The organism is Bradyrhizobium sp. USDA 4516 (assembly GCF_054055915.1).
Genome location: NZ_JBSRXT010000001.1, coordinates 3,306,094 through 3,331,040, shown reverse-complemented (window position 1 = coordinate 3,331,040; position 24,947 = coordinate 3,306,094). Strand labels below are relative to the sequence as shown.

The 24,947-nt window shown below is 65.5% G+C and carries 25 protein-coding genes; 16 read left to right on the top strand and 9 right to left on the bottom strand.

What is annotated here, in order from left to right:
* Positions 1-8 precede the first annotated feature (8 nt).
* The 4 genes from grxC (at position 9) to ACVI1L_RS15310 (ending at position 2,176) form a co-directional block, all read left to right on the top strand.
* Positions 9-281: a glutaredoxin 3 gene (gene grxC / locus ACVI1L_RS15325; protein WP_057015554.1), complete on the top strand. Its 273-nt coding sequence runs from the start codon at positions 9-11 to the stop codon at positions 279-281.
* On the top strand, positions 281-1,156 hold the full coding sequence (locus ACVI1L_RS15320) for a carbon-nitrogen hydrolase family protein (protein ID WP_057015555.1): 876 nt from the start codon (positions 281-283) through the stop codon (positions 1,154-1,156). Before grxC ends, ACVI1L_RS15320 begins: the two co-directional genes overlap by 1 nt.
* On the top strand, positions 1,153-1,623 hold the full coding sequence (locus ACVI1L_RS15315) for a DUF1178 family protein (protein WP_057015556.1): 471 nt from the start codon (positions 1,153-1,155) through the stop codon (positions 1,621-1,623). The genes ACVI1L_RS15320 and ACVI1L_RS15315 overlap by 4 nt, the downstream gene beginning before the upstream one ends.
* A gap of 112 nt (positions 1,624-1,735) precedes the next feature.
* Positions 1,736-2,176 (top strand): EamA family transporter, encoded by a 441-nt coding sequence (locus tag ACVI1L_RS15310; protein ID WP_076824724.1) that lies wholly within the window; start codon positions 1,736-1,738, stop codon positions 2,174-2,176.
* Here the strand turns inward: ACVI1L_RS15310 and ACVI1L_RS15305 are convergent, their stop codons facing one another.
* On the bottom strand, positions 2,177-3,076 hold the full coding sequence (locus tag ACVI1L_RS15305; protein ID WP_076824722.1) for a DMT family transporter: 900 nt from the start codon (positions 3,074-3,076) through the stop codon (positions 2,177-2,179).
* Positions 3,077-3,341: 265 nt separating this feature from the next.
* Here ACVI1L_RS15305 and ACVI1L_RS15300 point away from each other — a divergent pair, with 265 nt between their 5' ends.
* Complete coding sequence (locus ACVI1L_RS15300) at positions 3,342-4,370, top strand: IS110 family RNA-guided transposase (RefSeq protein WP_057016162.1); 1,029 nt, start codon at positions 3,342-3,344, stop codon at positions 4,368-4,370.
* 396 nt (positions 4,371-4,766) lie between these two features.
* Here ACVI1L_RS15300 and ubiG read toward each other — a convergent pair whose 3' ends face one another.
* Together ubiG and ACVI1L_RS15290 are read right to left on the bottom strand one after the other, a co-directional pair.
* Positions 4,767-5,549 (bottom strand): bifunctional 2-polyprenyl-6-hydroxyphenol methylase/3-demethylubiquinol 3-O-methyltransferase UbiG, encoded by a 783-nt coding sequence (gene ubiG / locus ACVI1L_RS15295; protein ID WP_076824719.1) that lies wholly within the window; start codon positions 5,547-5,549, stop codon positions 4,767-4,769.
* Positions 5,550-5,563: 14 nt separating this feature from the next.
* The gene (locus tag ACVI1L_RS15290) at positions 5,564-6,031 is read right to left on the bottom strand and encodes a PH domain-containing protein (RefSeq protein WP_057015559.1); all 468 of its coding nucleotides are present in this window, start codon (positions 6,029-6,031) and stop codon (positions 5,564-5,566) included.
* A 209-nt stretch (positions 6,032-6,240) separates the two neighbouring features.
* Here ACVI1L_RS15290 and ACVI1L_RS15285 point away from each other — a divergent pair, with 209 nt between their 5' ends.
* The 3 genes from ACVI1L_RS15285 to prfA all read left to right on the top strand — a co-directional run bounded on the left by ACVI1L_RS15285 (position 6,241) and on the right by prfA (position 11,323).
* Positions 6,241-7,497 carry an aspartate kinase gene (locus tag ACVI1L_RS15285; RefSeq protein ID WP_057015560.1) on the top strand — a complete coding sequence of 419 codons (1,257 nt, stop codon included), beginning with the start codon at positions 6,241-6,243 and terminating at the stop codon, positions 7,495-7,497.
* Between the two features lie 421 nt (positions 7,498-7,918).
* Complete coding sequence (gene ptsP / locus ACVI1L_RS15280; RefSeq protein WP_028343590.1) at positions 7,919-10,186, top strand: phosphoenolpyruvate--protein phosphotransferase; 2,268 nt, start codon at positions 7,919-7,921, stop codon at positions 10,184-10,186.
* Positions 10,187-10,243: 57 nt separating this feature from the next.
* Complete coding sequence (gene prfA, locus ACVI1L_RS15275) at positions 10,244-11,323, top strand: peptide chain release factor 1 (protein WP_076824716.1); 1,080 nt, start codon at positions 10,244-10,246, stop codon at positions 11,321-11,323.
* Between the two features lie 34 nt (positions 11,324-11,357).
* Here the strand turns inward: prfA and ACVI1L_RS15270 are convergent, their stop codons facing one another.
* Positions 11,358-11,828 carry a MarR family winged helix-turn-helix transcriptional regulator gene (locus ACVI1L_RS15270; RefSeq protein ID WP_057015561.1) on the bottom strand — a complete coding sequence of 157 codons (471 nt, stop codon included), beginning with the start codon at positions 11,826-11,828 and terminating at the stop codon, positions 11,358-11,360.
* Positions 11,829-11,973: 145 nt separating this feature from the next.
* Positions 11,974-12,414 (bottom strand): hypothetical protein, encoded by a 441-nt coding sequence (locus ACVI1L_RS15265; RefSeq protein WP_245311286.1) that lies wholly within the window; start codon positions 12,412-12,414, stop codon positions 11,974-11,976.
* 292 nt (positions 12,415-12,706) lie between these two features.
* Here ACVI1L_RS15265 and ACVI1L_RS15260 point away from each other — a divergent pair, with 292 nt between their 5' ends.
* The 4 genes from ACVI1L_RS15260 to ACVI1L_RS15245 all read left to right on the top strand — a co-directional run bounded on the left by ACVI1L_RS15260 (position 12,707) and on the right by ACVI1L_RS15245 (position 17,618).
* A complete protein-coding gene (locus ACVI1L_RS15260) occupies positions 12,707-14,062 on the top strand; it encodes a substrate-binding protein (RefSeq protein ID WP_057015563.1) in 1,356 nt (451 codons plus the stop codon).
* 114 nt (positions 14,063-14,176) lie between these two features.
* Positions 14,177-15,052, top strand: coding sequence for a branched-chain amino acid ABC transporter permease (locus ACVI1L_RS15255; RefSeq protein WP_456783218.1), 876 nt, complete (start codon positions 14,177-14,179; stop codon positions 15,050-15,052).
* 14 nt (positions 15,053-15,066) lie between these two features.
* Positions 15,067-16,923: a branched-chain amino acid ABC transporter ATP-binding protein/permease gene (locus tag ACVI1L_RS15250; protein ID WP_057015565.1), complete on the top strand. Its 1,857-nt coding sequence runs from the start codon at positions 15,067-15,069 to the stop codon at positions 16,921-16,923.
* Positions 16,920-17,618 carry an ABC transporter ATP-binding protein gene (locus tag ACVI1L_RS15245; RefSeq protein ID WP_057015566.1) on the top strand — a complete coding sequence of 233 codons (699 nt, stop codon included), beginning with the start codon at positions 16,920-16,922 and terminating at the stop codon, positions 17,616-17,618. The genes ACVI1L_RS15250 and ACVI1L_RS15245 overlap by 4 nt, the downstream gene beginning before the upstream one ends.
* 241 nt (positions 17,619-17,859) lie before the next feature.
* Here the strand turns inward: ACVI1L_RS15245 and ACVI1L_RS15240 are convergent, their stop codons facing one another.
* Positions 17,860-18,285: an HIT domain-containing protein gene (locus ACVI1L_RS15240; RefSeq protein ID WP_057015567.1), complete on the bottom strand. Its 426-nt coding sequence runs from the start codon at positions 18,283-18,285 to the stop codon at positions 17,860-17,862.
* A gap of 105 nt (positions 18,286-18,390) precedes the next feature.
* On the opposite strand from ACVI1L_RS15240, the gene prmC reads away from it, so the two are divergent.
* On the top strand, positions 18,391-19,278 hold the full coding sequence (gene prmC, locus ACVI1L_RS15235) for a peptide chain release factor N(5)-glutamine methyltransferase (RefSeq protein WP_456783217.1): 888 nt from the start codon (positions 18,391-18,393) through the stop codon (positions 19,276-19,278).
* A gap of 497 nt (positions 19,279-19,775) precedes the next feature.
* Positions 19,776-20,546 carry a DUF4167 domain-containing protein gene (locus tag ACVI1L_RS15230; RefSeq protein ID WP_057015569.1) on the top strand — a complete coding sequence of 257 codons (771 nt, stop codon included), beginning with the start codon at positions 19,776-19,778 and terminating at the stop codon, positions 20,544-20,546.
* Positions 20,547-20,612: 66 nt separating this feature from the next.
* On the opposite strand, the gene ACVI1L_RS15225 is transcribed toward ACVI1L_RS15230, so the two are convergent.
* Positions 20,613-21,365 carry a class I SAM-dependent methyltransferase gene (locus tag ACVI1L_RS15225; protein ID WP_456783216.1) on the bottom strand — a complete coding sequence of 251 codons (753 nt, stop codon included), beginning with the start codon at positions 21,363-21,365 and terminating at the stop codon, positions 20,613-20,615.
* Between the two features lie 185 nt (positions 21,366-21,550).
* On the opposite strand from ACVI1L_RS15225, the gene gloB reads away from it, so the two are divergent.
* The gene (gene gloB, locus ACVI1L_RS15220) at positions 21,551-22,318 is read left to right on the top strand and encodes a hydroxyacylglutathione hydrolase (RefSeq protein ID WP_092083095.1); all 768 of its coding nucleotides are present in this window, start codon (positions 21,551-21,553) and stop codon (positions 22,316-22,318) included.
* Complete coding sequence (locus ACVI1L_RS15215; RefSeq protein WP_076824702.1) at positions 22,318-22,749, top strand: cupin domain-containing protein; 432 nt, start codon at positions 22,318-22,320, stop codon at positions 22,747-22,749. The genes gloB and ACVI1L_RS15215 overlap by 1 nt, the downstream gene beginning before the upstream one ends.
* Before the next feature lie 271 nt (positions 22,750-23,020).
* Here ACVI1L_RS15215 and yddG read toward each other — a convergent pair whose 3' ends face one another.
* Both yddG and phbB read right to left on the bottom strand, forming a co-directional pair.
* Complete coding sequence (yddG, locus tag ACVI1L_RS15210) at positions 23,021-23,893, bottom strand: aromatic amino acid exporter YddG (RefSeq protein WP_092083093.1); 873 nt, start codon at positions 23,891-23,893, stop codon at positions 23,021-23,023.
* 187 nt (positions 23,894-24,080) lie between these two features.
* A complete protein-coding gene (gene phbB / locus ACVI1L_RS15205) occupies positions 24,081-24,806 on the bottom strand; it encodes an acetoacetyl-CoA reductase (RefSeq protein WP_016841131.1) in 726 nt (241 codons plus the stop codon).
* Between the last annotated feature and the right edge of the window lie 141 nt (positions 24,807-24,947).

The window sequence follows — 24,947 nt, the reverse complement described above, 5'->3', positions numbered from 1 at the left end:
AGCGCACCATGACCGCTGCCATTGAAATCTACACCCGCCCGGGCTGCGGTTATTGCAGCGCGGCCAAATCGCTTTTGACGCGCAAGAACGCCGCGTTCACCGAATTGAGCGTCGCCAGCAACCCGGCCTATCGCGACGAGATGTATGGCCGCGCCGGTGCCGGCTCGACCTTCCCGCAGATCTTCATCGGCAAGACCCATGTCGGCGGCTGCGACGAGCTCTACGCGCTCGACCGCGAGGGCAAGCTCGACGGCCTGCTCAGCAACGGAGGCGGCGCCTGATGACGGAGAACATTTTCACCGCCGCCATGGTGCAGATGCGCACCGGATTGCTGCCGGAGCCGAGCCTCGAGCAGGGCACGCGGCTGATCCGCGAGGCGGCGGCGCAGGGTGCCAAGTACGTGCTGACCCCTGAGGTCAGCAACATGATGCAGCTCAACCGCAAGGCGCTGTTCGAGCATTTGGCGAGCGAAGAGGACGACCAGTCGCTCAAGGCGTATCGCGCGCTGGCCGCCGAGCTGAAGATCCACCTGCATATCGGCTCGCTGGCGCTGCGCTACTCGCCGGAGAAGGCGGTCAACCGCTCGTTCCTGATCGGGCCCGAGGGCAATCTGCTCGCGAGCTACGACAAGATCCATATGTTCGATATCGATTTGCCCGGCGGCGAAAGCTACCGCGAATCGGCCAATTATCAGCCCGGCGAGACTGCCGTGATCTCCGACCTGCCCTGGGGCCGGATCGGACTGACTATCTGCTACGACGTGCGCTTCCCGGCGCTGTACCGTGCGCTGGCCGAAGCCGGCGCATCGTTCCTCACCGTGCCGTCCGCCTTCACCCGCAAGACCGGCGAAGCGCATTGGCACACGCTGCTGCGCGCCCGCGCCATCGAGACCGGCTGCTTCGTGTTCGCGGCAGCGCAGGCCGGCCTGCATGAGAACAAGCGCGAGACCTTCGGCCATTCGCTGATCATCGACCCCTGGGGCGAGATCCTCGCCGAGGGCGGCGTCGAGCCGGGCGTGTTCCTTGCCGAGATCGACCCCGCCAAGGTCGAGACCGCGCGCAAGACCATTCCCTCGCTGCAGCATGGCAGGCGTTTCGGCATCGCCGACCCCAAGGCCGGCCCGGAACATCTGCACCTCGTCCGGGGTTCGGCATGATCCGCTACACGCTGCGCTGCGAGCGCGGCCACCAGTTCGAGAGCTGGTTCCAGAGCTCCTCGGCCTATGAATCGCAGGAGCGGCGTCACCTGATCGATTGCCCGTCCTGCGGCTCAAGCAAGATCGAGCGCGCCATCATGGCGCCGCAGGTCGTCAGCAAGAAGGGCCGCGAACCGGCCCAGCCGGCGCCGGCCGCGCCCGTCGAGGCAGCGGCGAGCGAGTCGACATCGCTGATGATGGCGCAGGAGCGCGAGCTGCGCAGCAAGCTGAAGGAGCTGCGCGACCACATCGTGAAGAACGCCGACAATGTCGGCGACCGCTTCCCCAACGAAGCACGCAAGATGCATTACGGCGATATCGAGCACCGGCCGATCTACGGCGAGGCCTCGCCCGAAGAGGCCCGCGCGCTGATCGACGAAGGCGTCGAGGTCTCGCCGCTGCCGACGCTGCCGGAAGACCGGAATTGACGCGCAGCGTCATTCCGGGGCACGCGACGCGTGAACCCGGAATCTCGCGCCGCAACCTCGAGATTCCGGGTTCGGTGCTGCGCACGCCCCGGAATGACAATCTGGGAAGAGCATGACTCCCGACTCATTCTCCTCCTGGCAGGTCTGGGCGTTCCTTTCCGCCGTCTTCGCCGCGCTGACCGCGATCTTCGCCAAGGTCGGCGTCGAGGGCATCAACTCCGATCTCGCCACCCTGATCCGCACTGTGGTCGTGCTGATCACGCTGTCGGCCATCCTGTTCGCGACCGGACAGTTCACCCAGTCCGGGCCGATCTCGGCGAAGAGCTGGCTGTTCCTGCTGCTGTCCGGGCTCGGCACCGGCGCGTCGTGGATCTGCTATTTCCGCGCGCTCAAGCTTGGACCTGCGACGCTGGTCGCGCCGATCGACAAGCTCAGCGTCGTGCTGGTGGCGCTGTTCGGCGCTACCTTCCTCGGCGAACGCCCCTCGGCCTATGGCTGGATCGGGATCGCGCTGATCTCCGCGGGCGCGGTGCTGATCGCGGTGAAAGGGTAATTACGCGGCGATCAAGAGCGCGACGCCGATCACGATCAGGACGATGCCGAACACCTCGCGCAGCGAGAACGGCTGCTTGAGCGAGAAATACGCCACGCCCTGCGCGAACAGCACCTCGATCAGCGCCAGCGTGCGCACATTGGCGGCGGCGGTGAGCGCGAACGCCAGGAACCAGAATTGCGATGAGAATGCGCCCATGAAGCCCGCGAACATCGAGGGCCGCCACAGCTTGAGGATCGACCTCAGCACGTCGGGCGCGCGCAACAACAGATAGACCGACAGGATCAGCGTCTGCACGAGGAGGCTCCACATCAGCGTGTAGGAGGCCGCCGTGACAAATGAGACTGAGGGCACCGCGATGATCGCGCCGCGAAAGCTCACCGCCGAGATCGCGAACACTGCGGCGGCGCCGAGGCCGAGCACGGTCGGGCGCAGGTCGGCGAAGCTCTTCTGCCCGCCGGGCCGCAGCGCGGTGATGACGACGCCGATGGTCGCGATCACGATCGCGATCACCTTGGTCGTCGTTAGATGGTCGCCGAGGAAGATGAAGCCGAAGATCGCGGTCTGGATCGCCTCGGTCTTCATGTAGGCCGTGGTGACGACGAAAGAGCGGTCGTTCATCGCCAGCAGCATGAAGCCGGTGCCGACGATCTGGCTGAGCGCGCCGGTCACCAGCCACGGCCAGAACGACGATGACGGCCACGGCACGCGATCGCCGGTCAGCAGCACCGCCAGCGCGAAGAACACCACCGAGAACGGCAGGCCGAACAGGAAGCGGATATTGGTCGCGCCCCAGGTCCCGAGCGGCCCGGTCAGATGCCGCTGCATCGCATTGCGCGCCACCTGCCCGAACGCAGCGACGATGGTGAAGGGGATCCAGAGCGAGGCGATCGTGAACATGGGGGATAAGGAAAGCATGCCGGCGGGAGTACACGCCCAGCGTGCCGATTGCCGCTGACGCGGTCAACCGAGTGGGCGCATGACAGGCCTGCGCGATGTCCACAAACTTCCGTAGATGGGGTAACGGGCCGGCCGCCCGCTCGCTACGGCGCAATTTGGAAGCGCGCTCGCGAGCGGCCTGTTGGTTGGAAGGCGGTCGTCCCTCAAACTGATGGTGTTCAACGGAGTCGGGCAAGCCCGCTCCAAGCATCATTAAGGGACGACCATGTACCACTATGCAGGAATTGACGTGTCTTTGGAATGCTCGAGCGTTTGCCTTGTCGATGGGACAGGCAAGATTTTGCGCGAGACGAAGGTTGCGAGCGAGCCGGCGGCGCTGATCGCCTGGTTCCGGTCGCTGGGTCTGGTACTGGAACGGATCGGGCTGGAGGCAGGCCCCTTGTCGCAATGGCTGTATGCGGGTCTGCGAGACGCAGGGCTTGCGGTCGAGCTGCTGGAAACGCGGCACGTTCGCGAAGCCTTCAAGTCGATGCCGGTGAAGACGGACCGCAACGATGCCCGCCGGATCGCGCAGTTGATGCGGCTCGGCTGGTTCCGGCCGGTGCACTGCAAGTCGGTCGCGGCGCAGGAGACCCGCGCCATCCTGACGGCGCGCAAGCTGCTGCAATCCAAGCTTCGCGATGTCGAGAACAGCCTGCGCGGCATACTTCGCGGTTTTGGCCTGAAGGTCGGTGCGACCACCGAGCGCACGTTCGCCGGGCGCATCCGCGAGCTCGTGACCGGCCATCCCGGACTGGAGTTGGTCGCGGCGGCGCTGCTCCAAGCCCATGCGGTGCTGCTGCGGGAGTTCAAGAGCCTGGACAAGCACACCCAGAAGCTCGCCAGGACGCATCCATCCGCCAAGCTCCTGATGACAACGCCGTCCGTTGGTCCGATCGTGGCGCTCACCTATGCCGCGGCGATCGACGACCCGAAGCGCTTCCGCTCCTCGAAGGCCACGGGAGCCCACTTTGGGCTCACCCCGAAGAAGTACCAGTCCGGTGAGACCGACTACACCGGCCGCATCAGCAAGATCGGGGATGCCTCCGTGCGCGAGGCGCTCTACCAGGCAGCTCACGTCATGCTGACCAAGCCGGTCAAGAATTGCTCGGCATTGAAGAGCTGGGCGATGCGGATCGCCCGGCGCGCAGGCATGCGCAAGGCCAAGGTAGCGCTGGCTCGCAAGCTCGCCGTGATCCTGCATCGCATGCTCGCCGACACCAAACCGTTCAACCCGATGACCAAGGCCATCTAGCCAGGAGCAGCAATCGGTTCCGGGCGGGCCACGACACCAGGCTCTCCCCGAGCGAAGTCCCTCCGCTGGGACGATGGATCCGGTCAGGCCGCCATCCGGGAAGTGGCTCACGACCACGCAATCCGTAGATTGGCCGGCCGGCTCCTCAATGCACCCCATCAGGCGACGGCCTTCGCGCCGATCCCGTACAGAAGCAAGTGCCCGGCGAGTGGATGACGCGAAAAGGGATTGACTAACCAAGGCCCGTTACAGAAGCCCGGATGAAGCGCAGCGCAATCCGGGGCCAGCTCATCCGCGGACGAAGCAGTCCCGGATTACGCTACGCTCCATCCGGGCTACGCATTCTGTGGTCGCAGGGACGACACCTGTTGTGTGGCCGAGACCGTGGTATCTAACTCACACCTCTTCCGCCACCACCATGTAGTTCACGTCCATGTCGGTCGACACGGTCCATTTGTCGGCGAGCGGGTTGTAGACCACGCCGGCCTGCTCGGTGACGGTGAGGTTGACGTCGCCGAGATAGCGCTCGAGCTCGGCGGGGGTGACGAACTTGCTCCACTCGTGGGTGCCGCGCGGCAGCCAGCGCAGCACGTATTCGGCGCCGACGATCGCCAGCGCAAAACTCTTCAAGTTGCGGTTCAGGGTCGAGACCACCATCAGCCCGCCGGGCTTGAGCATGACAGCGCAGCGCTTGATGAAGGCGCCGACGTCATTGACGTGCTCGACCACCTCCATCGCCAGCACGATGTCGAAGCGCTCGCGGGCGTCCATCTCCTCCACCGTGGTGCAGCGGTAGTCGATCGACAGATGGCCCTTGTCGGCGTGCAGCTTCGCGGCAGCGATGTTGGTGGCGGACGGATCGATCCCGATCACCTGGGCCCCTAACCGCGTGAACGGCTCGCACAACAGGCCGGCGCCGCAGCCGATGTCGAGCAGGCGCAGGCCGGACAGGCAGCTGAGGCTCTTGGCGTTGCGCTCGAACTTGCGGCAGGCCGCGTCGCGGATATAGGTCAGGCGCAGCGGGTTGATCTTGTGCAGCGGCGCCATCTTGCCGCGCGGATCCCACCATTCATCGGACAGTTTCGAGAATTTCGCGACCTCGGCCGGATCGACCGAGCTGGCGGAGGCATTGGCGGAGGAACTGGCGGAGAAACCGGAAAGAGTTGATTGCGTGGCCATGATTGCGCGCGCCCCTATCGCGCGGTGATCGAATTGCGGAACGACAGCGGCGCGGCGATGGTCCTGATGGTCTCGATGCCCTCGCCGACGCCGCGGATGGTGACGTCGCCATAGTTGAGCAGGCGCCCCATGATGCTCTGGTTGACGTCGACGCTTTCGACCTTGTCGAGGCTCATCTCGAAGGTGCGCCGCTTGATGAAGCCGCTCTTGTGCACCACGCGGAAATTGGTGACGTCGGTTTCGGTGGTCCAGCGGTGGAACCAGGCCGCGGCGGTCCAGTACAGCGCCGCGACCGCGACCACGGCGGCGGCCGCAAAGCAGGCCATCACGAGGCCGTCGACCGTCGTCATCCGCGACAGGATCAAGAGCGCCAGCACCACGATCCAGGCCCCGATCGCCGGCAGATAGAACATCCAGTGCGCATTGGTGGAATACAGCACCTTCTCGCCAGGCTGCAGGATCTCATCGATATAACGTCCCATCCAATCCGCCTTCGAGTTGCCCCGTGTTACCCGTGCGCCACAACCCGCCCGCAACCGGTCAAAACACCCCCAAAAGACACTCGAGGGCCCCCTACCTACCGGCTTGCCCCCGGGCGCGGCGCTATGTATACGCGCGTTTCGGTCCCCGCGCTTGCGGTTTTCGGCGTGGGTTAACCTACTTATCCTCTTAAAGGAATAGACGCGTCGTCATGGGCCGCCTCGTGATGAAATTCGGCGGTACATCCGTCGCCAATATCGATCGTATCCGCAACGTCGCGCAGCATGTGAAGCGCGAGGTCGACGCGGGCCACGAGGTCGCCGTCGTCGTCTCCGCGATGTCCGGCAAGACCAATGAGCTGGTGGCCTGGTGCACCGATGCCTCGCCGATGCACGACGCGCGCGAATATGACGCGGTGGTCGCCTCCGGCGAACAGGTCACTTCGGGCCTGCTCGCGATCGTGCTGCAGGGCATCGGCATCCAGGCGCGCTCCTGGCAGGGCTGGCAGATCCCGATCAAGACCTCGGAGGCGCATGCCTCGGCGCGCATCCTCGATATCGACGGCACCGAGATCATCACCCGCTTCAAGGAGCGCAAGGAAGTCGCCGTGATCGCCGGCTTCCAGGGCATCAATCCCGACACCGGCCGCATCACCACGCTCGGCCGCGGCGGCTCGGACACCTCGGCGGTGGCGATCGCCGCCGCGCTGCGCGCCGACCGCTGCGACATCTACACCGACGTCGACGGCGTCTACACCACCGATCCCCGCGTGGTGCCGAAGGCGCGCCGGCTCGACAAGATCGCCTTCGAGGACATGCTGGAACTGGCCTCGCAGGGCGCCAAGGTGCTGCAGGTTCGCTCGGTGGAACTCGGCATGGTGCACAACATGCCGATTTTCGTGCGCTCCAGCTTCGACAAGCCAGAGGATATCGACCCGCACGCCAACCAGCCGCCGGGCACGCTGATCTGCAGCGAGGAGGAAATCATGGAAATGCACGTCGTCACCGGCATCGCCTTCTCCAAGGACGAAGCCCAGATTTCCGTGCGCCAGATCGAGGACAAGCCTGGCGTCGCCGCCGCGATCTTCGGGCCGCTCGCGGATGCCAATATCAATGTCGACATGATCGTGCAGAACGTGTCCGAGGACGGCAAGACCACCGACCTCACCTTCACCGTTCCGGCCGGCGACTATAACCGCGCCAAGGACACGATTACCGCCGCCAAGGCCAAGATCGGCTACGCTCGCGTCGATACCGCGACCGACGTCGCCAAGGTCTCGGTGATCGGCAGCGGCATGCGCAGCCATGCCGGCGTCGCGGCCAAGGCGTTCAAGGCGCTGGCCGACCGCAACATCAACATCCGCGCCATCACCACCTCCGAGATCAAGTTCTCGGTCCTGATCGACGCCGCCTACACCGAGCTCGCGGTCCGCACGCTGCACACGCTGTACGGCCTCGACCAGGCGTAGGCGCGACCGGCAGGGGCAGGGCTCGCTCCGCTGTCATTCCGGGGCGATGCGACAGCATCGAATCCGGAATCTCGAGGTTCCGGGTTCGCCGCTTCGCGACGCCCCCGGAACGACGAGACCGAGCACTGGCCGTGCTCCCCAGCCGCGCCCCGGAGTTAGAATTTCTCTTAGCGGGCGCAGCATTGGGCTGACGCAGACGTTATTTGCTACTGGCAGGCGTTTTGCTTGGCAAAGCAAGCCTCGATTGGCTATACGGCCAGTCAGGTAGGCTGTCGCAAACTGTGGCACAGTTTAGTGATCCCGAATCGGCGGGAACTGGCGAGCGGCGACGCCGAATGATTAAAATTGTTGTTTTTGACGAGTTTTGCGCCAACGGCCGGCCGCACCGGTGCGCTGGCTACGTGGGGAGGGACTGAAACATATGCGGAGCGCGTCGGGAGGCCCCCGCATCCTGTTGAGACGGCTCCGCGAGACCATGGCGGAGCAAGTCTCCGCCCAGGAGCGGCTCGACAAGATCGTGGTGCTGATCGCGGCCAACATGGTGGCCGAGGTCTGCTCCTGCTACGTGCTGCGCATCGACAACACCCTCGAACTCTATGCCACCGAAGGTCTGAACCGCGACGCCGTCCACCGCACGGTGATGAGCGCGCATGAAGGCCTGGTCGGCCTCGTCGCCAGCGAGGCGACGCCGCTCAACCTGTCCGACGCGCAAAGCCATCCCGCCTTCGCCTACCGCCCGGAGACCGGCGAAGAGGCCTACCACTCGTTCCTCGGCGTGCCGATCCTGCGCGCCGGCAACACGCTCGGCGTGCTCGTGGTGCAGAACCGCGCCAAGCGCACCTATGTCGAGGAAGAAGTCGAGGCGCTGCAGACCACCGCCATGGTGCTGGCGGAGATGATCGCCTCCGGCGAGCTTGCCGCGCTGGCGCAGCCCGGCGCCGAGCCCGCCGCGCGGCACTCGCTGCACAAGACCGGCGCGGTGCTCTCCGACGGCATCGCGCTCGGCCACGTCGTGCTGCACGAGCCGCGCGTCGTCATCACCAACTACATCGCCGAGGATCTGCCGAAGGAGATCAAGCGGCTCGACACTGCGCTCGCCAATCTGCGCGCCGATCTCGACCGCATGCTGGAGCGCGGCGACGTCGCCGACGGCGGCGAGCACCGCGAGGTGCTGGAAGCCTACCGCATGTTCGCCAACGACCAGGGCTGGTCGCACAAGCTGCACGAGGCGGTCGCCACCGGCCTCACCGCGGAAGCCGCCGTCGAACGCGTGCAGTCCGACACCCGCGCGCGCATGCTGCGCTCGACCGATCCCTATCTGCGCGACCGCCTGCACGACCTCGAGGATCTCGGCCATCGCCTGATGCGGCAGCTGGTCGGCCAGGACCATGCGCCGTCGCGCGAGCAGCTGCCCGACAACGCCATCCTGATCGCCCGCGCGATGGGCCCGGCGGCGCTGCTCGACTATGACCGCAAGCGGCTGCGCGGCCTGGTGCTGGAGGAAGGCACCGCGAATTCCCACGTCTCGATCGTGGCGCGCGCGCTCGGCATTCCCGCGGTCGGCGAGGTGCCGAACGCGCCCGGCATCGCCGACCCGGGCGATGCCATCATCGTCGACGGCATTTCCGGCGAGATCTATGTCCGCCCCTCGACCGAGATCGAATCCGCCTATGCCGAGCGTGTCCGGTTCCGGGCGCGGCGGCAGGCGCAATATTCGGCGCTGCGCGACAAGGCCTGCGTGACCAAGGACGGCCAGCCGATCGAGCTTCTGATCAATGCCGGCCTGACCATCGACCTGCCGCATATCGACGACACCGGCAGCGCCGGCATCGGCCTGTTCCGCACCGAATTGCAGTTCATGGTGAGCCCGAACCTGCCGCGCTCGAGCGACCAGCTCGCGCTGTACCGCACCGTGCTCGACGCCGCAGGCAGCAAGCCCGTCACCTTCCGCACGCTCGACATCGGCGGCGACAAGGCGCTGCCCTATATGGAGACCGTGATCGAGGAAAATCCCGCGCTCGGCTGGCGCGCGATCCGGCTCGGCCTCGACCGTCCGGGCCTTTTGCGCGGCCAGATCCGCGCGCTGCTGCGTGCCGGCGGCGGCCGCGCGCTGAAGATCATGTTCCCGATGATCTCGGACATCGCCGAGTTCGACCAGGCCAAGGCGATCGTCGAGCGCGAGTTGACCTATCTGCGCCAGCACGGCCATTCGCTGCCCGAGCGGATCGATATCGGCACCATGGTCGAGGTGCCGGCGCTGCTCTACCAGCTCGACGAGCTCCTGAAGAAGGTCGACTTCGTCTCGGTCGGCTCCAACGATCTGTTCCAGTTCCTGTTTGCTGTCGACCGCGGCAATGCCAAGGTCTCCGAACGCTTCGACATCCTCTCGGCGCCGATCCTGCGCGCGCTGCGCGACATCGTGCGCAAGGCCAAGGCGGCGAAGAAGGCCGCCTCGCTGTGCGGCGAGATGGCGTCGAAACCGATCGGCGCGCTGGCGCTGATCGCAATCGGCTACCGTTCTCTTTCATTGTCGGCAACTGCGCACGGCCCGGTCAAGGCGTTGATCCTCGACCTCGATGCCAAGAAGGCCGAGGCGATGATCAATCCGCTGCTGGACGCGCCGGTCGGCAGCGTCTCGATCCGCGCGGCGCTGACGAAGTTTGCGGAAACCGAGGGGCTGGCCTTGTAGCGACGCTGCCGTCGCCGCTGCCGCCCCTCCGTACCTTCCGCAATTCGAGATACCGCTATGCTACCCGAAGCCAAACTCGACGTCCTGCTCGCCCATCATGCCTCGCTCGAGGCCGAGCTGCTCGGCGAGGTCAAGTCCGAGCGCTATGTGCAGATCACGCGCGAGCTCGCCGAGCTCAACCCGTTGATCGACGCGGTGAAGCTCTACCGTTCTGCGCGCAGCGAACTCGCCGATACCGAGGCGATGCTGGCGGATGCGGAGACCGACGCCGAAATGCGCAGCATGGCGGAAGCCGAGCTGGAAACGCTGCAGGCGCGGCTCGGCGAGCTCGAGCAGCAGATCCGGATCGCGCTGTTGCCGAAGGACGCGATGGACGACCGCAACGTGATGCTGGAAATCCGTGCCGGCACCGGCGGCGACGAGGCCTCGCTGTTCGCCGGCGACCTGTTCCGGATGTATGAGCGCTTCGCGTCCTTGCAGGGCTGGAAGGTCGAGGTGATTTCGGCGAGCGAAGGCACCGTCGGCGGCTACAAGGAAATCATCGCCGAGGTGCAGGGCCGCGGCGCGTTCGCCAAGCTGAAATTCGAATCCGGCGTGCACCGCGTGCAGCGTGTGCCCGACACCGAGACACAGGGCCGCATCCACACCTCGGCCGCCACGGTCGCCGTACTGCCCGAGGTCGAGGACGTCGACGTCGATATCAAGGACACGGACTTGAGGATCGAGACCATGCGCGCGGGCGGCGCCGGCGGTCAGCATGTCAACAAGACCGAATCGGCGATCCGCATCACCCATCTGCCGACCGGCATCGTCGTGATGATGCAGGACAGCCGCTCGCAGCACAAGAACCGGGCGTCGGCGATGAACATCCTGCGCTCGCGCATCTACGATGCCGAGCGCCAGCGCGTCGAGGCGGCGCGCTCCGCCGACCGCAAGGAGAAGGTCGGCTCCGGCGACCGCTCCGAGCGCATCCGCACCTATAATTTCCCGCAAGGACGCGTCACCGACCACCGCATCAACCTGACGCTCTACAAGCTGCCGCAGGTGATCGCGGGCGAAGCGCTCGGCGAATTGATCGACGCGCTGACCACCGAGCACCAGGCGGCACAGCTCGCCGCGCAGGGCGCCGCGGCCTGACGCGCGCCGCCGCTTGCGCCGGCGGATGCTGCACTCAGTCCTCTTCGGAAGACGGCGAAGACTTCAGCAAGCGGCGCAACGCCGGGCTCGCGACGCGGCGCAGTTCCTCGATGTTCTTCTTCGAGACCGCCTGGAGCTTCTGCTCACCCTTTGCCGTCAGCTTGAGCTGAACCCGCCGCGCGTCATCCGGATCGGCAAGGCGGCTGACCAGCCCGAGCTTTGCCATGCGGTTCATCAGTTCGACGGCGGAGTGATGCCGGATCAGCAGGAACCGGGCGATGTCGCCGACGGTCGGCGGACCGGGATCGACGAAACCCTTGATGCCGAGCAGCGCCTGATGCTGCCGCGGCGTCATTCCGGCCTTCCGGGCGCCCTCCTCGCTGAATGCGAGAAACCTGCGCAACTCGTAGCGAAACTGCGCCAGCGCCCGGTAGTCCACCGTCGCGGCCACGGCCTTGCGTTTGGTTGCGCCGGCGAGCGCTCGTCGTTGCTTTGGTTGCGGCATTCGATCGTCCTGCTGCTGGCTCGCTCCGCCGGACGGCAGACGCCGTGCAACGCTATCAAGCCCGCGCCGGACGCACCATACTACCGGCCGCCCTTCCACTTATGTTTTCAACGGTTTGACGATCGAGCGGCGGGGCCGCGCAAGCTCAGGGCTGCGGCCAGTGATCGTAGGTCGAGCTCAATATTTTCAGCAGCACGATCTGGAACGCGACCGGAATCCGCGGGCTCCTGCGGCGAATGGATTTCTCCAGCGCCTCGGTGATCTCGCTCTTGGTGAGATGCCCGGCCGAGGCACGCGCGACCAGATCGCCCCAGACCTCCGTCAACGACTTGCCGGTGTGATGCGGAGACGGGATCGTTATCCCGCGCGTCTCGGCCCAAGCGATGATCTCGCGCATGGTTTGCCGTCCGCAATTTCGCGCCGTCGCGAGGTGGCGCGCGGTGAGCAGCCGCAGCAGATCGTCCGGCGGCGCCCAGCCCACCTTCGGCGGCACTTCGTCGAGCAGCTCGACCGCCAGCTCCTTCAGGACGTTGATCGCGCGAATGCTCAGGCTGCCCGATTGCCCGGCGCCACCGTGCTCGGGCACGGCGCGCTCTCCGGCATTTCCGGTGCGACTTGAAGGCTCCTGGATCATCGCTCCCTCACTTACAGGACCCGCACCCGGTCGGTAAACCCTCGATACATCGTAGACCGATATAAATTCTATCGTAGGCCGATATGATTCGACGAAAGGTGACATTGACTAAATATGCCGGTGGGGAATTGTAGCTGTGACAGGCTGCTCGATTGCAGCCGGCGCATCATGCCGCCGATCGATCCGATCAGGCGACGAGTGAGCATGCGCGCCAACAATCAATATAATTGGAGGATACTGAGCGATGAGCACCAAGGATTTTCGGCCGGGCAGTGCCCCGAACGTTTCGCGCCGCACTTTGCTGCAAGCCGGCGCGGGCCTGATCGGCGGCAGCGTGCTGCCGGCCTCGATCGCATCGCGGGCCTTCGCCGAGGACCACCCGGCGATCGGAACCTATCCCGCGGGCACGTCGGGCTCTTCGGCGTTCATCGGCATCTCGGTCCCGCGCACCGGCACCTATGCGGTGCAGGGCGAGGATGAGCTCAAGGGCTATCAGCTCGCGATCGAGCACATCAACAGCGGCCACGAGCTGATCAAGAAAATCTCGCCGAAGACCAGCAAGGGCGTGCTCGGCAAGGAGCTGAAGTTCGGCGTCGCGGATTCCGCGGCGAAGCCGAACGAGGCCGTGCAGGCGCAGCAGCGCTTCATCTCCGAGAACAAGGCGGTGATGATCACCGGCGGCACGTCGAGCGCGGTCGCGGTGGCGCTGAACAAGCTGGCGCAGCGCGAGAAGGTGATCTTCGTCTGCGGCATTTCCGGCTCCAACGACACCACCGGCAAGGATTGCGTGCGCTACGGCTTCCGCCAGAACTTCTTCGGCCAGACCGCCGCGGCGGCGATCGCGCCGGTGCTGATCAAGCAGTTCGGCAAGAACAAGAAGGCCGCCTACCTGACGCCCGACTACACCTACGGCCACACCGTCACCAAGTCGATGCAGGACTACCTCGCCCAGGCGGGCTGGACCACCGTCACCAACCAGGTCTCGCCGCTCGGCGCGCCGGACTATTCGTCCTATCTGCTCAACGTCGCGAATTCCGGCGCCGACGTGCTGATCAACGTCAACTGGGGTCACGATGCCGTGCTGTCGACGCAGCAGGCCAAGCAGTTCGGCGTGCTCGACAAGATGAAGCTCGTGGTGCCCTACCAGGTGCCGTTCATCGCCCGCGAGACCGGCGGCCTGATGCAGGGCGTCTACGCCGCGACCGACTATTGGTGGACCATCGAGGACAAATATCCGCTGGCCAAGATGTTCAACGAGGCCTTCGAGAAGAAGTACGGATACAAGCCGGAATGGGGCGCCGAGAATGCCTATGTCAGCTTCGCGCACTGGGCCCGCATGGTCGAGGAGGCCGGCAGCTTCTATCCGCCCGACGTCATCAAGGCCTATGAGAAGGGTGAGACGCTGCCTTCGCTTGTCGGCGACGTCCACTATCGCCCCGAGGATCATCAGTGCGTCCGCCCCGTCGTCATCGTCCGCGGCAAGATGGAAAAGGAGATGAAGAACAAGGAGGACTATTACGAGGTGATCGAGATCGTCCCCGGCGACGGTCTGATGCAGAAGCCGGATGCGTTCGGCTGCCATCTCGGCGACTACACCTGATTAACGTGGGAAGACTCGGCGCCGTGGGCGGGGCGACCCGGCCCGCGGCGCCGCTTTTCTCGGAACGCATCCTCCACTGACCGGGCCAGGTATACGGCTGAGTGAACGCGCGTCATGATCAACTGGCCAAATTTCGTCTCGCAACTTTTCAACGGACTGGCGCTCGGCGCGCTGCTCGCGCTGATCAGCTCCGGATTGACGATCATCTACGGCACACTCGGGGTGCTCAACCTCGCCCACGGCGCCATGTTCATGATCGGCGGCTACGCCGGATACGTGACCTATTCCTACACCGGCTCGTTCATTCTCGCCGTGATCGCAGGCTCGCTGTTCGTGATGGTGCTCGGGATTGCGATGGAGCGGATCATCGTCCGCCACTTCTACCATCGCCCGCATGAGGACCAGCTGCTGGTCACGTTCGGCCTCGGCATCTGCTTCGTCGAGATTGTGCGGCTGATCTTCACCAGCCAGTCGCAGGTGGTGCCGCCGCCGGCGCTGCTGCAGGGCATCACCTCGCTCGGCTTCCTGTTCTACCCGACCTACCGGCTTGCGGTCGTCGGCATCGTCGCGGTCGCGCTGGGCGCGCTGTTCCTGATCCTGTACCGCACCCGGCTCGGCATGATCGTGCGCGCCGGCATCGAGGATTCGGTGATGGTCGATTCGCTCGGCATCAACGTCTACCGCGTCTTCATGATCGTGTTCGGCATCGGCGCGATGGCCGCGGGCTTCGCCGGCATCATCAACGCGCCGGTGGTGTCGCTGACGCCGGGTGTCGGCGACGACATCCTGGTCGAGATCTTCGTGGTGGTGGTGATCGGCGGCGTCGGCTCGTTTCCCGGCGCCATCCTCGGCGGACTGATCGCCGGCGAGATCATCAGCATCACCTCGATGTTCAACCCCGGTTACGCCTACGTCATGCTGTTCGCGGCGATGACGCTCGTGCTGGTGCTCAGACCGCATGGCCTGCTCGGCACGCAGGGCCGCGAATGACGACGGATATCTAGATGCTTAAACAGCGCCCATACCTGATCGAACTCCTGACCGCCGCCGGCCTGATCGTCGCGCCCTTCGTGCTGCCGTGGCTCGGCTTCGCGCCCAACACGGTGAACCGGATCCTGGTCTGGGGTCTGTTCGGCCTCGGCTTCGACATCCTGTTCGGCTTCACCGGCCTGCTGTCGTTCGGCCAGTCGGCCTTTTACGGCACCGGCGGCTTCGTCGCGGCCTATCTGCTGACGCGCGCCGGTTTTCCATACGTCGTGCTCGCGCTCGTCATCGGCATGATCGCGGCCGCCGCCACCGGCTATCTGATCGGCCTGATCGCGCTGCGTCGCACCGGCATCTACTTCGCGATGATCACGGTGGCGATCGCCGAGGTGTTCTTCTTCGTCGAGTTCAATCCGCTGTCGGACTTCACCGGCGGCGAGAACGGGCTGCCGGGCGTGCCGACCCCGAGCTTCAATCTCGGCTTCACCACGCTGCACTTCACCACCGGCTGGTCGCTCTATCAGTTCCTGGCGCTGTGCTACTTCATCGGCGTCGTGATTGCGCTGCGCATCGTGCGCTCGCCGGTCGGTGCCGTGTTCAGCGCGATCCGCGACAACCCGCTGCGCGCGACCGCGGTCGGCCACAACATCCACGGCTACAAGCTCACCGCCTTCGTGATCGCCGCCGCCTATGCCGGCTTTGCCGGCGGGCTGCTCGGCGTGCTGCAGGCCTTCATGCCGCCTGACGCGTTCACCTTCGACACGTCGGGGCAGCTCGTGATGCAAACCGCGATCGGCGGCCGCGGCACGCTGTTCGGGCCGCTGGTCGGCGCCGCGGTGTGGCTGTCGCTGCAGGACTTCCTGCAGGCGGCGCTCGGGCTCGGCGCGGCCTGGAAGCTCGTGCTCGGCATCGTGTTCGTGCTGCTGGTGTGCTTCCTGCGCCGCGGCATCATCGGTGGCCTCGCCGATCTTTACCGCCTCCTGACCGGACAGCGCGGCGCCAAGGAGCCGGAGGAGAGCGCACCCGAGGTCGTCGCCGTGGCAAGCGAGCGGCACGCCGCAGCGCCCGCCGCGCCGAAGCCGGTGGCGGCTCGTGCTGGCGGCAATCCGTCCGGCCCGATCCTCCAGGCCAGGGGCCTGACCAAGCGCTATGGCGGCCTGCTCGCCAACAGCGACATCGACTTCACCGTCAATCACGGTGAGCTGCGCGGCATCATCGGCCCGAACGGCGCCGGCAAGTCGACCTTCTTCAAGATGCTGACCTGCGAGGTGCATCCGACCTCGGGCACCATCCTGTTCGAGGGCCGCGACATCACCGGCATGAACGTCACCGACGTCTGTCAGCTCGGCCTGACCAAGAGCTACCAGGTCAACCAGCTGTTCACCGGGCTGACGGTGCGCGAGAATTTGGTGATCGCGGCGCTGTCGGCGCTGCGCGGCAAGTTCAAGCTCGACCTGTTCCGCAGCATCGACAGCATCCCCGGCCTGTCCGAGCGCGTGCAGCAGACGCTCGAGCTGGTCAATCTGACCTCGAGGCCGGACACGCCCGTGTCCGAGCTTGCCTATGGCGAGAAGCGGCGGCTGGAGATCGGGCTGGCGCTGGCAACGTCGCCGAGCCTGTTGCTGCTCGACGAGCCGCTGGCCGGCATGAGCCCGCGCGAGCGCGTCGAGACCGTCAAGCTGCTGAAGTCGATCAGCCAGGGCCGCACCATGATCATCATCGATCACGACATGGATGCGCTGTTCGAGCTCGCCGAACGCGTCACCGTGCTGCAGGAGGGCCGCGTGCTGGTCGAGGGAACGCCGGAAGAGATCAAGACCAATTCGACCGTCCAAGAAGCCTATCTTGGCGGCGTGCATGGAGTGCTCGCCGCATGAGCCTGCTCGAGGTCAATGGACTGAACAGCTATTACGGGGATTCCCACATCCTGTTCGACGTCTCGATGCGCGTCGAGCGCAACGAGGTGGTGGCGCTGCTCGGACGTAACGGCGCCGGCAAGAGCACGACGCTGAAGAGCCTGATGGGCGTCGTCACCCCGCGCCGCGGCTCGGTGATGTTCGACGGCGTCGAGATCTCCGGCCGGAAGAGCCACAAGATCGCGCAAGCCGGCATGCAGCTGGTCCATGAGGAGCGCCGTATCTTCGGTAGCCTGAGCGTCGAGGAGAACCTCGTGATCGCCGGCCTGACCGCCTCGCAGCGCTGGCCGCTCGACCGCATCTACGAGATGTTCCCGCGGCTGCGCGAGCGGCGCGGCAACCGCGGCACCGACCTGTCGGGCGGCGAGCAGCAGATGCTGGCGATCGCGCGCGCCTTGGTACGCGATCCCAAGATCATCCTGCTCGACGAGCCGTTCGAGGGCCTGGCGCCGGTGATCGTGCGCGACCTGATGAAGGCGTGTCGCGATCTCGCCGAGGCCGGACAGACCATCGTGCTGGTGGAGCAAAACCTCGCCGCGACGCTCGCGCTGGCGCAGCGCATCTACATCATCAACAACGGGCACATCGTCCATGAAGGGCCGGCGCAGGAGATCAAGGCGCAGCCCGATGTTCTGCAGCGCTATCTCGGGGTTTAGGGCGCGTCACTTTCTCCGCCGTCATTGCGAGCCAACGGGTCGCGCGAACGCACGCCCGATGACAGGCTCCGCGAAGCAATCCATCGGTCCGCATGCGCGGATGGATGGATTGCTTCGTCGCTACAGCGCAAAATTGCTTTACAAATTTTGTCGCGAGCTCCTCGCAATGACGAACTCGATATTGCGCATGGCCTCTCGGGATAGAGATTACGGCATTCCCGCGTCGGACCGGGCCACCCGCTCACCCACCCAGCGCCGCGATCATCCGCCTGGCGTGATCGGCGAGCACATCCATCTCCGCCTTGACGGTCTGCGCCGGCAGCAGTGCGACGCCGGCCTTCACCGGCATCACATGCATGTGCAGGTGAAACACTACCTGACCGCTGGCGGGCTCGCTGAACTGCTGGATGATGATGCCGTCGGCCGCGAACGCCTTCATCGCGGCGATGGCGATGCGCTTGGCCGACCGCGCCACCGCGGCGAGGTCGTCTTCCGCGATGTCGAGGATGCCGCGCGCGGGCGCCTTCGGAATCACCAGGGTATGCCCCGGCGATCGCGGCATGATGTCGAGAAAGGCAAAGGTCCGGTCGGTCTCGTAGACCTTGAAGCTCGGAACCTCGCCGCGCAGGATCCTGGCGAAGATGTTCTGGTCGTCATAGCCCGTCATGGTCGCGCGTTCCGGATAGCTAGGTTCAGATTCTGACCGTGCGCGCCGGCCGCACGGGGCGCAAGTGATATCGACGCCGCATCGACCATCGGCTAACAACGCGCCATGAGCGAACCCGCAGGACATGGCCAGACTGTCGAGAGCATCAGGCGCAGCCTCACCGCCCGCCTCAAGGCGGCCGGCCACGACGCCGCCGAGCTCGATGCGCGACTGCTGGTCGGCGCCGTGCTGGGGCTCGATCTGACCGGCATGATCACCGGCGCGAAGCGCGCGCTGACGAGGGACGAAGCCGATCGCCTCGAGCACCTCGCGCAGCGCCGCCTCGCCGGCGAACCGGTCGCGCGCATCCTCGGCGTCAAGGAGTTCTGGGGACTGCCGCTGCACCTGTCCGCCGCGACGCTGGTGCCGCGCCCGGACACCGAGACGGTGGTCGAGCGCGCACTCGAACTGCTGCGCGCCGACGGGGTGGCCGAGCGCGCCTTGCGGATCGCCGATCTCGGCACCGGTTCTGGCGCGATCCTGCTGGCGCTGCTCTCGGAACTGCCGAACGCGCATGGCTTCGCCACCGACATCTCGACGGAGGCGCTGCAGACCGCGAGCCGCAACGCCAGCGCGCTCGGATTCGCCGATCGCACGACATGGATCGAGTGCGACTACGGCCGCGGGCTCGTCGGCGCGTTCGAGCTGATCGTGTCCAATCCGCCGTACATCCCCTCGGCCGACGTCGCCGGACTCGACATCGAGGTGCGCGCGCATGATCCGCGCGCGGCGCTCGACGGCGGTGCCGACGGGCTCGACGCCTACCGCGCGCTGATTTCGCAATCTGCGGGTCTTTTGACCTCAGGAGGATTTCTGGTTGTGGAAGTCGGACAGGGTCAGAGCGGCGACGTTGAAGCGCTGATGACGGCATCCGGGTTATCCCCAACGGGGCCGCCAAAGGCCGATCTGGGGGGCATCCCGAGGGCCGTTTCCGCCCGCCGGCTGCCCCGATAAAGTCCTATTGGAACGAAAAAAAACCTCTTGGATTATCCCCCGGGAACGACTACGTTCCGGGCACAACATCGGTGCTGGCCCCGTAATCCGTTACGGGTGATGACCAGGGTTCAGCAGAGCCCGCCGATCGAAAGGTTCCAGGAACGCAGGTCATATAGAGCGCAATAGCCGAAGCTGTGCTGCTCTCGACCGCCAAGCGAACGAAAGCCTGTTATTGCGCTTGAAGACTTACGCACGAGAACTGAGCCTGTCTCAACGGGCGGAATGATTTGGTCGCTGGCGCGATTGCCGGCGGTTGGGGAACGCGTCTTTGCTGCACGCGACTTTGCTGAACGAGATGGTCGGCGACATCGAAACCACTTCGAACGGTATTGCGATTCCGTGTGCCTAGGCGCGCGCCGAATCGGACTCTGGGAATCGGACTTCTGAGAAATCGGACTGCTGAGAAATCGGACTGTGGACTGCAATAACTTCAGGGCTGGAATAAAAGGCGACAGATGAGAAACGGTCAGAACAACAAGCGGATGCGCAACCGGAATAACAACAACAATAACAACAACAATAACCGGCGCGGCCAGAATCCCCTGACACGGGTGTACGAATCGAACGGACCTGACATCAAGATCCGCGGCACGGCCTCCCACGTGGCCGAGAAATACGTTCAGCTTGCGCGCGATGCGCGCTCCTCCGGCGATCCGGTGGCCGCTGAGAACTACTACCAGCACGCCGAGCACTACTACCGGATCATCGCGGCCGCGCAGGAGCAGTTCCGGCAGAATCAGCAGCCGCCGCGCCCCGACGCCGAGGTCACCCCGACCGAAGACGGCGACGACGACAGCGACGGCTATTCGAGCTTCGGCCAGGAGCCGGGCTTCGTGCCGCAGCAGCAGCAACCTTTCATGCGCGACAACGGCCAGCAGCCGTACCAGCGCGAGCAGCAGCAGCCGCGCGAGCATCGCGAGCGCGACCAGCAGCCGCGTGAGCACCGCGAGCGCGAGCATCGTCCGCAGCCGCAATATCAGCCGCAACCGCAGAACCAGCCGCAGCCCGCGATGGCCGATGCCGGCGGCGTCGATCGCCTGCCCTCGTTCATCACCGGCGGCGCGCAGCCACAGGTCAACGGCGCCTATGAAGGCAATAATGGCGGCGCAGAACGCGGCGAACGGAGCGAGCGCTTTCCGCGCCGCCGCCGCCGTCCGCACGGCCCGCGCCCCGACCTGGCGACGCAGCCCGCACCGAGCGACGACTTCAATCCGGGCAACGAGTAATCCTGAAAATCTGTCACCCTCCCTTCACGGGGAGGGTGAATTGTCCGCGTCACGCCTCGGGTCGTGTTACGGCTCTGCGTGAGTCGATTTGCGCGTCGCCGTCGAGGACGGCACCAGCACCGGACGCAATGACGGGATCAGTTGCGTGCGCTCGCGACGCGCGGGAATCGCCCGATAGACCTGCTTGGTCGCCTCCACGATATGCACGCCGGCGAACGGCATCGACAGCGCCGCGCCGACCCGCTCCCACGCCATCGCCGAGCGCAGGAACCAGCTGCCCTGCACCGGCGGCATGAACAACGCCTCGCCCCACGACGACGGCGTGAACCAGGTCTGCCGCAACAGCTGCGTGATCTGCGCCCGCGAATAGGGCCGGCCATGGCCGAACGGCGTGGCGTCGGTGCGCGTCCAGACGCCGCGGCGGTTCGGGATGATCGCGATCAGCCGCCCCGACGGCGAGAGCACCCGCCACACCTCGCGCAGCAACCGCTCCGGGTCATCGGACATCTCCAGCGCGTGCACCAGCAGCACGCGGTCGACCGCGGCATCCGGCAGCGGCATCGAGAATTCGTCGATCAAGGTGGCCAGCGCCGGCCGGCCGGTCGGCCATTTCAGCACGCCCTGGGCCGCCGGCATGAAGGCAATGCAGCGCTCGCAGGACTCACGGAACAGGCCGAGATAGGGGGTCGGATAGCCGAGGCCGAGCACGCGCTGGCCTTCCGCGTTCGGCCACCGCGCGCGGATACCCCGGTTGATCAGCTGCCGCGCCACGATGCCGAGGCGCTGCGAATAGAAGTCGCGCAGGTCGATGACGTCCATGGTGTTTAGCCTAACACGCCCCCTGCTGCCCGGGTGCGCCGAAAATTGCATTGCCGCCGGAGCGTTAACGCCATATTTCACCCCTATATTGGGCGCGTTAAAAGCATGACCCGGGAAAGTCGATACCGGTCTTTCGAATACATCATGCTTTGAAAATGTCCGTCCCGTTTGTTCGTGGAGATATCATGACCGCCGAAATTCGCACCTTCAGCTGCCTCACCGACAATTTCGGGTATTTGATCCACGATCCCGCGACCAAGGCGACCGCGTCGATCGACGCGCCGGAAGCCGGCCCGATCATCAAGGCGCTGGAGCGCGAAGGCTGGACGCTGACGGATATCCTGATCACCCATCACCACGGCGACCATGTCGGCGGCGTCGCCGAGCTGAAGCAGAAATACGGCTGCCGCGTCGTCGCCCCGCACGACCAGTCGGCCAAGATCGCCAATGTCGATCTGCGCGCCGCCAATGCCGATGTCATCAAGGTCGGCAGCCTGCTCGCACGCGTGGTCGAGACGCCCGGCCATACGCTCGATCACATCTCCTATGTGTTCGACGGCGAGAAGGCGGTGTTTGCCGCCGATACGCTGTTCTCGATCGGCTGCGGCCGGGTGTTCGAGGGCACCTACCCCATGATGTGGGATTCGCTGCTGAAGCTGCGCTCGCTGCCGGACGATTTCCGTCTCTATTGCGGCCATGAATATACCGCTGCGAATGTGAAATTCGCGCTCACCATCGAGCCCGACAATCCGGCCCTGCAGAAGCGGGCCGAAGAGGTCACAAAGCTGCGCGCCGAGAACAAGCCGACGATCCCGGTGCTGCTCGGCGACGAGAAGAAGGCCAACGTGTTCCTGCGCGCCGACGAGCCCGCGGTAGCGGCGAAGCTGCACATGAAGGGCGCCGATCCGGCGCTGGTGTTCGGCGAGCTCCGCGAGCGCAAGAACAAGTCGTGATGGCCGACCTCTCGGCGGCCGACATCATCGCGCGGCTCGCGCTGCAGCCGCATCCCGAAGGCGGGCACTATCGCGAGACGTTTCGCGACGCGCGCTGCGACGCCAATGGCCGTGCGCATTCGACCGCGATCTACTTCCTGCTGGCGCGCGGCGAGCGCTCGCATTGGCACCGCATCGACGCCGTCGAGATGTGGCACTATTACGCCGGCGCGCCGCTGACATTGCGGATCGCGCAGGACGGCGGCCCACATTCGATCACGCTCGGGCCGGATGTGGCGCGCGGCGAGCAGCCACAGGCAATCGTGCCGGCGGACACATGGCAGGCTGCGGAAAGCAGCGGCGACTGGACGCTGGTCGGCTGCACCGTCGCGCCGGGATTCGAGTTCGCGAAGTTCGAGCTGGCGCCGAAGGGCTGGGAGCCCGCTTCGTAAGAGCTTTTTCCCGTCATCCCCGCGCAAAGGCTTTGCCTTTGTCGCTGGAGGTGCGAGCCTTGCGGCGCAATTGCGCCGCTGGGCGAGCCTCGAAGGATGAATCGGCCACAGACGGGGCCGTCGACCCTTCGAGACGGCCGCGTTGCGGCCTCCTCTGGGTGACGGTGAAACAATAGCAACAACCCTCTTCGTAGGATGGGTAGAGCGCAGCGAAACCCATCATCTCGCCGCGTGGACCAAAGGCGATGGGTTTCGCTTCGCTCTACCCATCCTACGTTCTTTTTCTCAGCACCATATCCTTGGCCGCGATCAACCCGCCGCCGGCGATCAGGATCGCGGCGATCGCGATATTGGCGCTGGGCTTGGCGAAGCCCGCTGCGATCAGGAACGCGGTCGAGAGCAGCGGCGTGGCGTAGGAGGCGGCACCGAGCACGCGGATGTCGCCGCGCTTCATGCCGATATCCCAGGCGAAGAACGCGGCCCCCACCGGACCGATGCCGAGCGCGACGACGGCAAGCCACTGCAGCGGCGTCGCGGGCCACACCGTCGTCTCCACCATCATGTGCACGAGCGCCGCAAGCACGGCGGTCGCGAGGCAGAAGCCTGCCACCGCATCGGTCGGCACCGCCTTGAGCCGGCGCGACATCACCGAATAGGACGCCCAGACGAACGCCGCGACAAAGGCGGCCGCGAAGCCTGGAATCTGCTCTTTTGTGAAGGCGCCGGTGTTGCCGGCGAACAGCAGCACGGTGCCGGCGAGCCCGAGCAGCGCGCCGACGATGTGATGCACCGCAAGCCGCTCGCCCGGCAGCAGTGACGAGAACAGCACGATCAACAGCGGCCAGAGATAATTGAGCAGGCCGGCCTCGGCCGGCGGGGCGAAGCGCAGCGCCAGGAAATACAGCGCGTGATAGCCGAACAGCCCGCCGACGCCGACGACCCAGGCGACCAGCGGTTGCTTCAACGCGCCGAAGGCTGACGGACGCAACAGGAAGCTCGCGAACGCGACCGCGGCGCCGATCGCAAAGGTCATGGCCGCGAGCTGGAACGCCGGGATCGCCCCGGTCGCGACCGTCATGACCGACAGCAGCGACCACATCAGGATGGCGGTCAGTCCGACAAGGGTGGCAGTTCGGGTCGTCATCTCAATTCAATCCGTCGTGGCCGGGCATGACTATCCAAAGGATGGCGGTCTGAAGCCGCTCGCCGATGTCCCGGCCGGCCACGTCTTCCTTCGCGTGTGGCGCGTTGTAAAGACGAAAATGCCCGGCACAAGGCCGGGCATTCGCTACTTGATTGTGCGCGCCTGCGACGCGACGACGCTACTCGCGTCAGGCGTGATACTGGCCGCCGTTCACCGTCAGCGTCGAGCCGGTGATGAAACCGGCATCGTCGGCGGCGAGGAACACCACGGCCCGCGCGATCTCTTCGGGTTCGCCGAGCCGGGCAACCGGAATCTGCGGGATCACGTTCTTCTCGAGCACGTCCTTCGGCACCGCCTGCACCATCTCGGTGTTGATATAGCCGGGGCAGATCACGTTCACGGTGATGCCGCCCTTGGCGTTCTCCAGCGCCAAGGCCTTGGTGAAGCCGATGTCGCCGGCCTTGGCCGCGGAGTAGTTGACCTGGCCGAACTGGCCTTTCTGGCCGTTGATGGAGGAGATCGAGATGACGCGGCCGAACTTGCGGGCGCGCATGCCCTCGATCACCTGGCGCGTCATGTTGAACAGCGAGCCGAGGTTGGTGTTGATCACGGCATTCCACTGCTCGACCGTCATCTTGTGGAACGCGGTGTCCTTGGTGATGCCGGCATTGTTGACGAGCACGTCGACCGGGCCGAGATCGGCCTCGACCTGCTTGACGCCGGCCGCGCAGGCGTCGAACGATGCGACGTCCCACTTGTAGACCGGAATCCCGCTCTCCGCCTTGAACTTCTCCGCCGCGGCGTCATTGCCGGCGTAGCTCGCCGCCACCTTGTAGCCCGCCGCTTTCAGCGCCTTGCTGATCGCAGCTCCAATACCGCGCGTTCCGCCCGTCACCAATGCAACACGTGCCATGTCCGTTTCCTCCTTGGCCGTCTTTTATAACCGGATAACTCCGGCCTACGCACTCACTCAACAAAGCGCGATGAGATCAGGTTGAATTGTCATCGCGCTTTGGCTCCCTTTTTTGAGCATGATCTTTCGGAAAACCGCTGC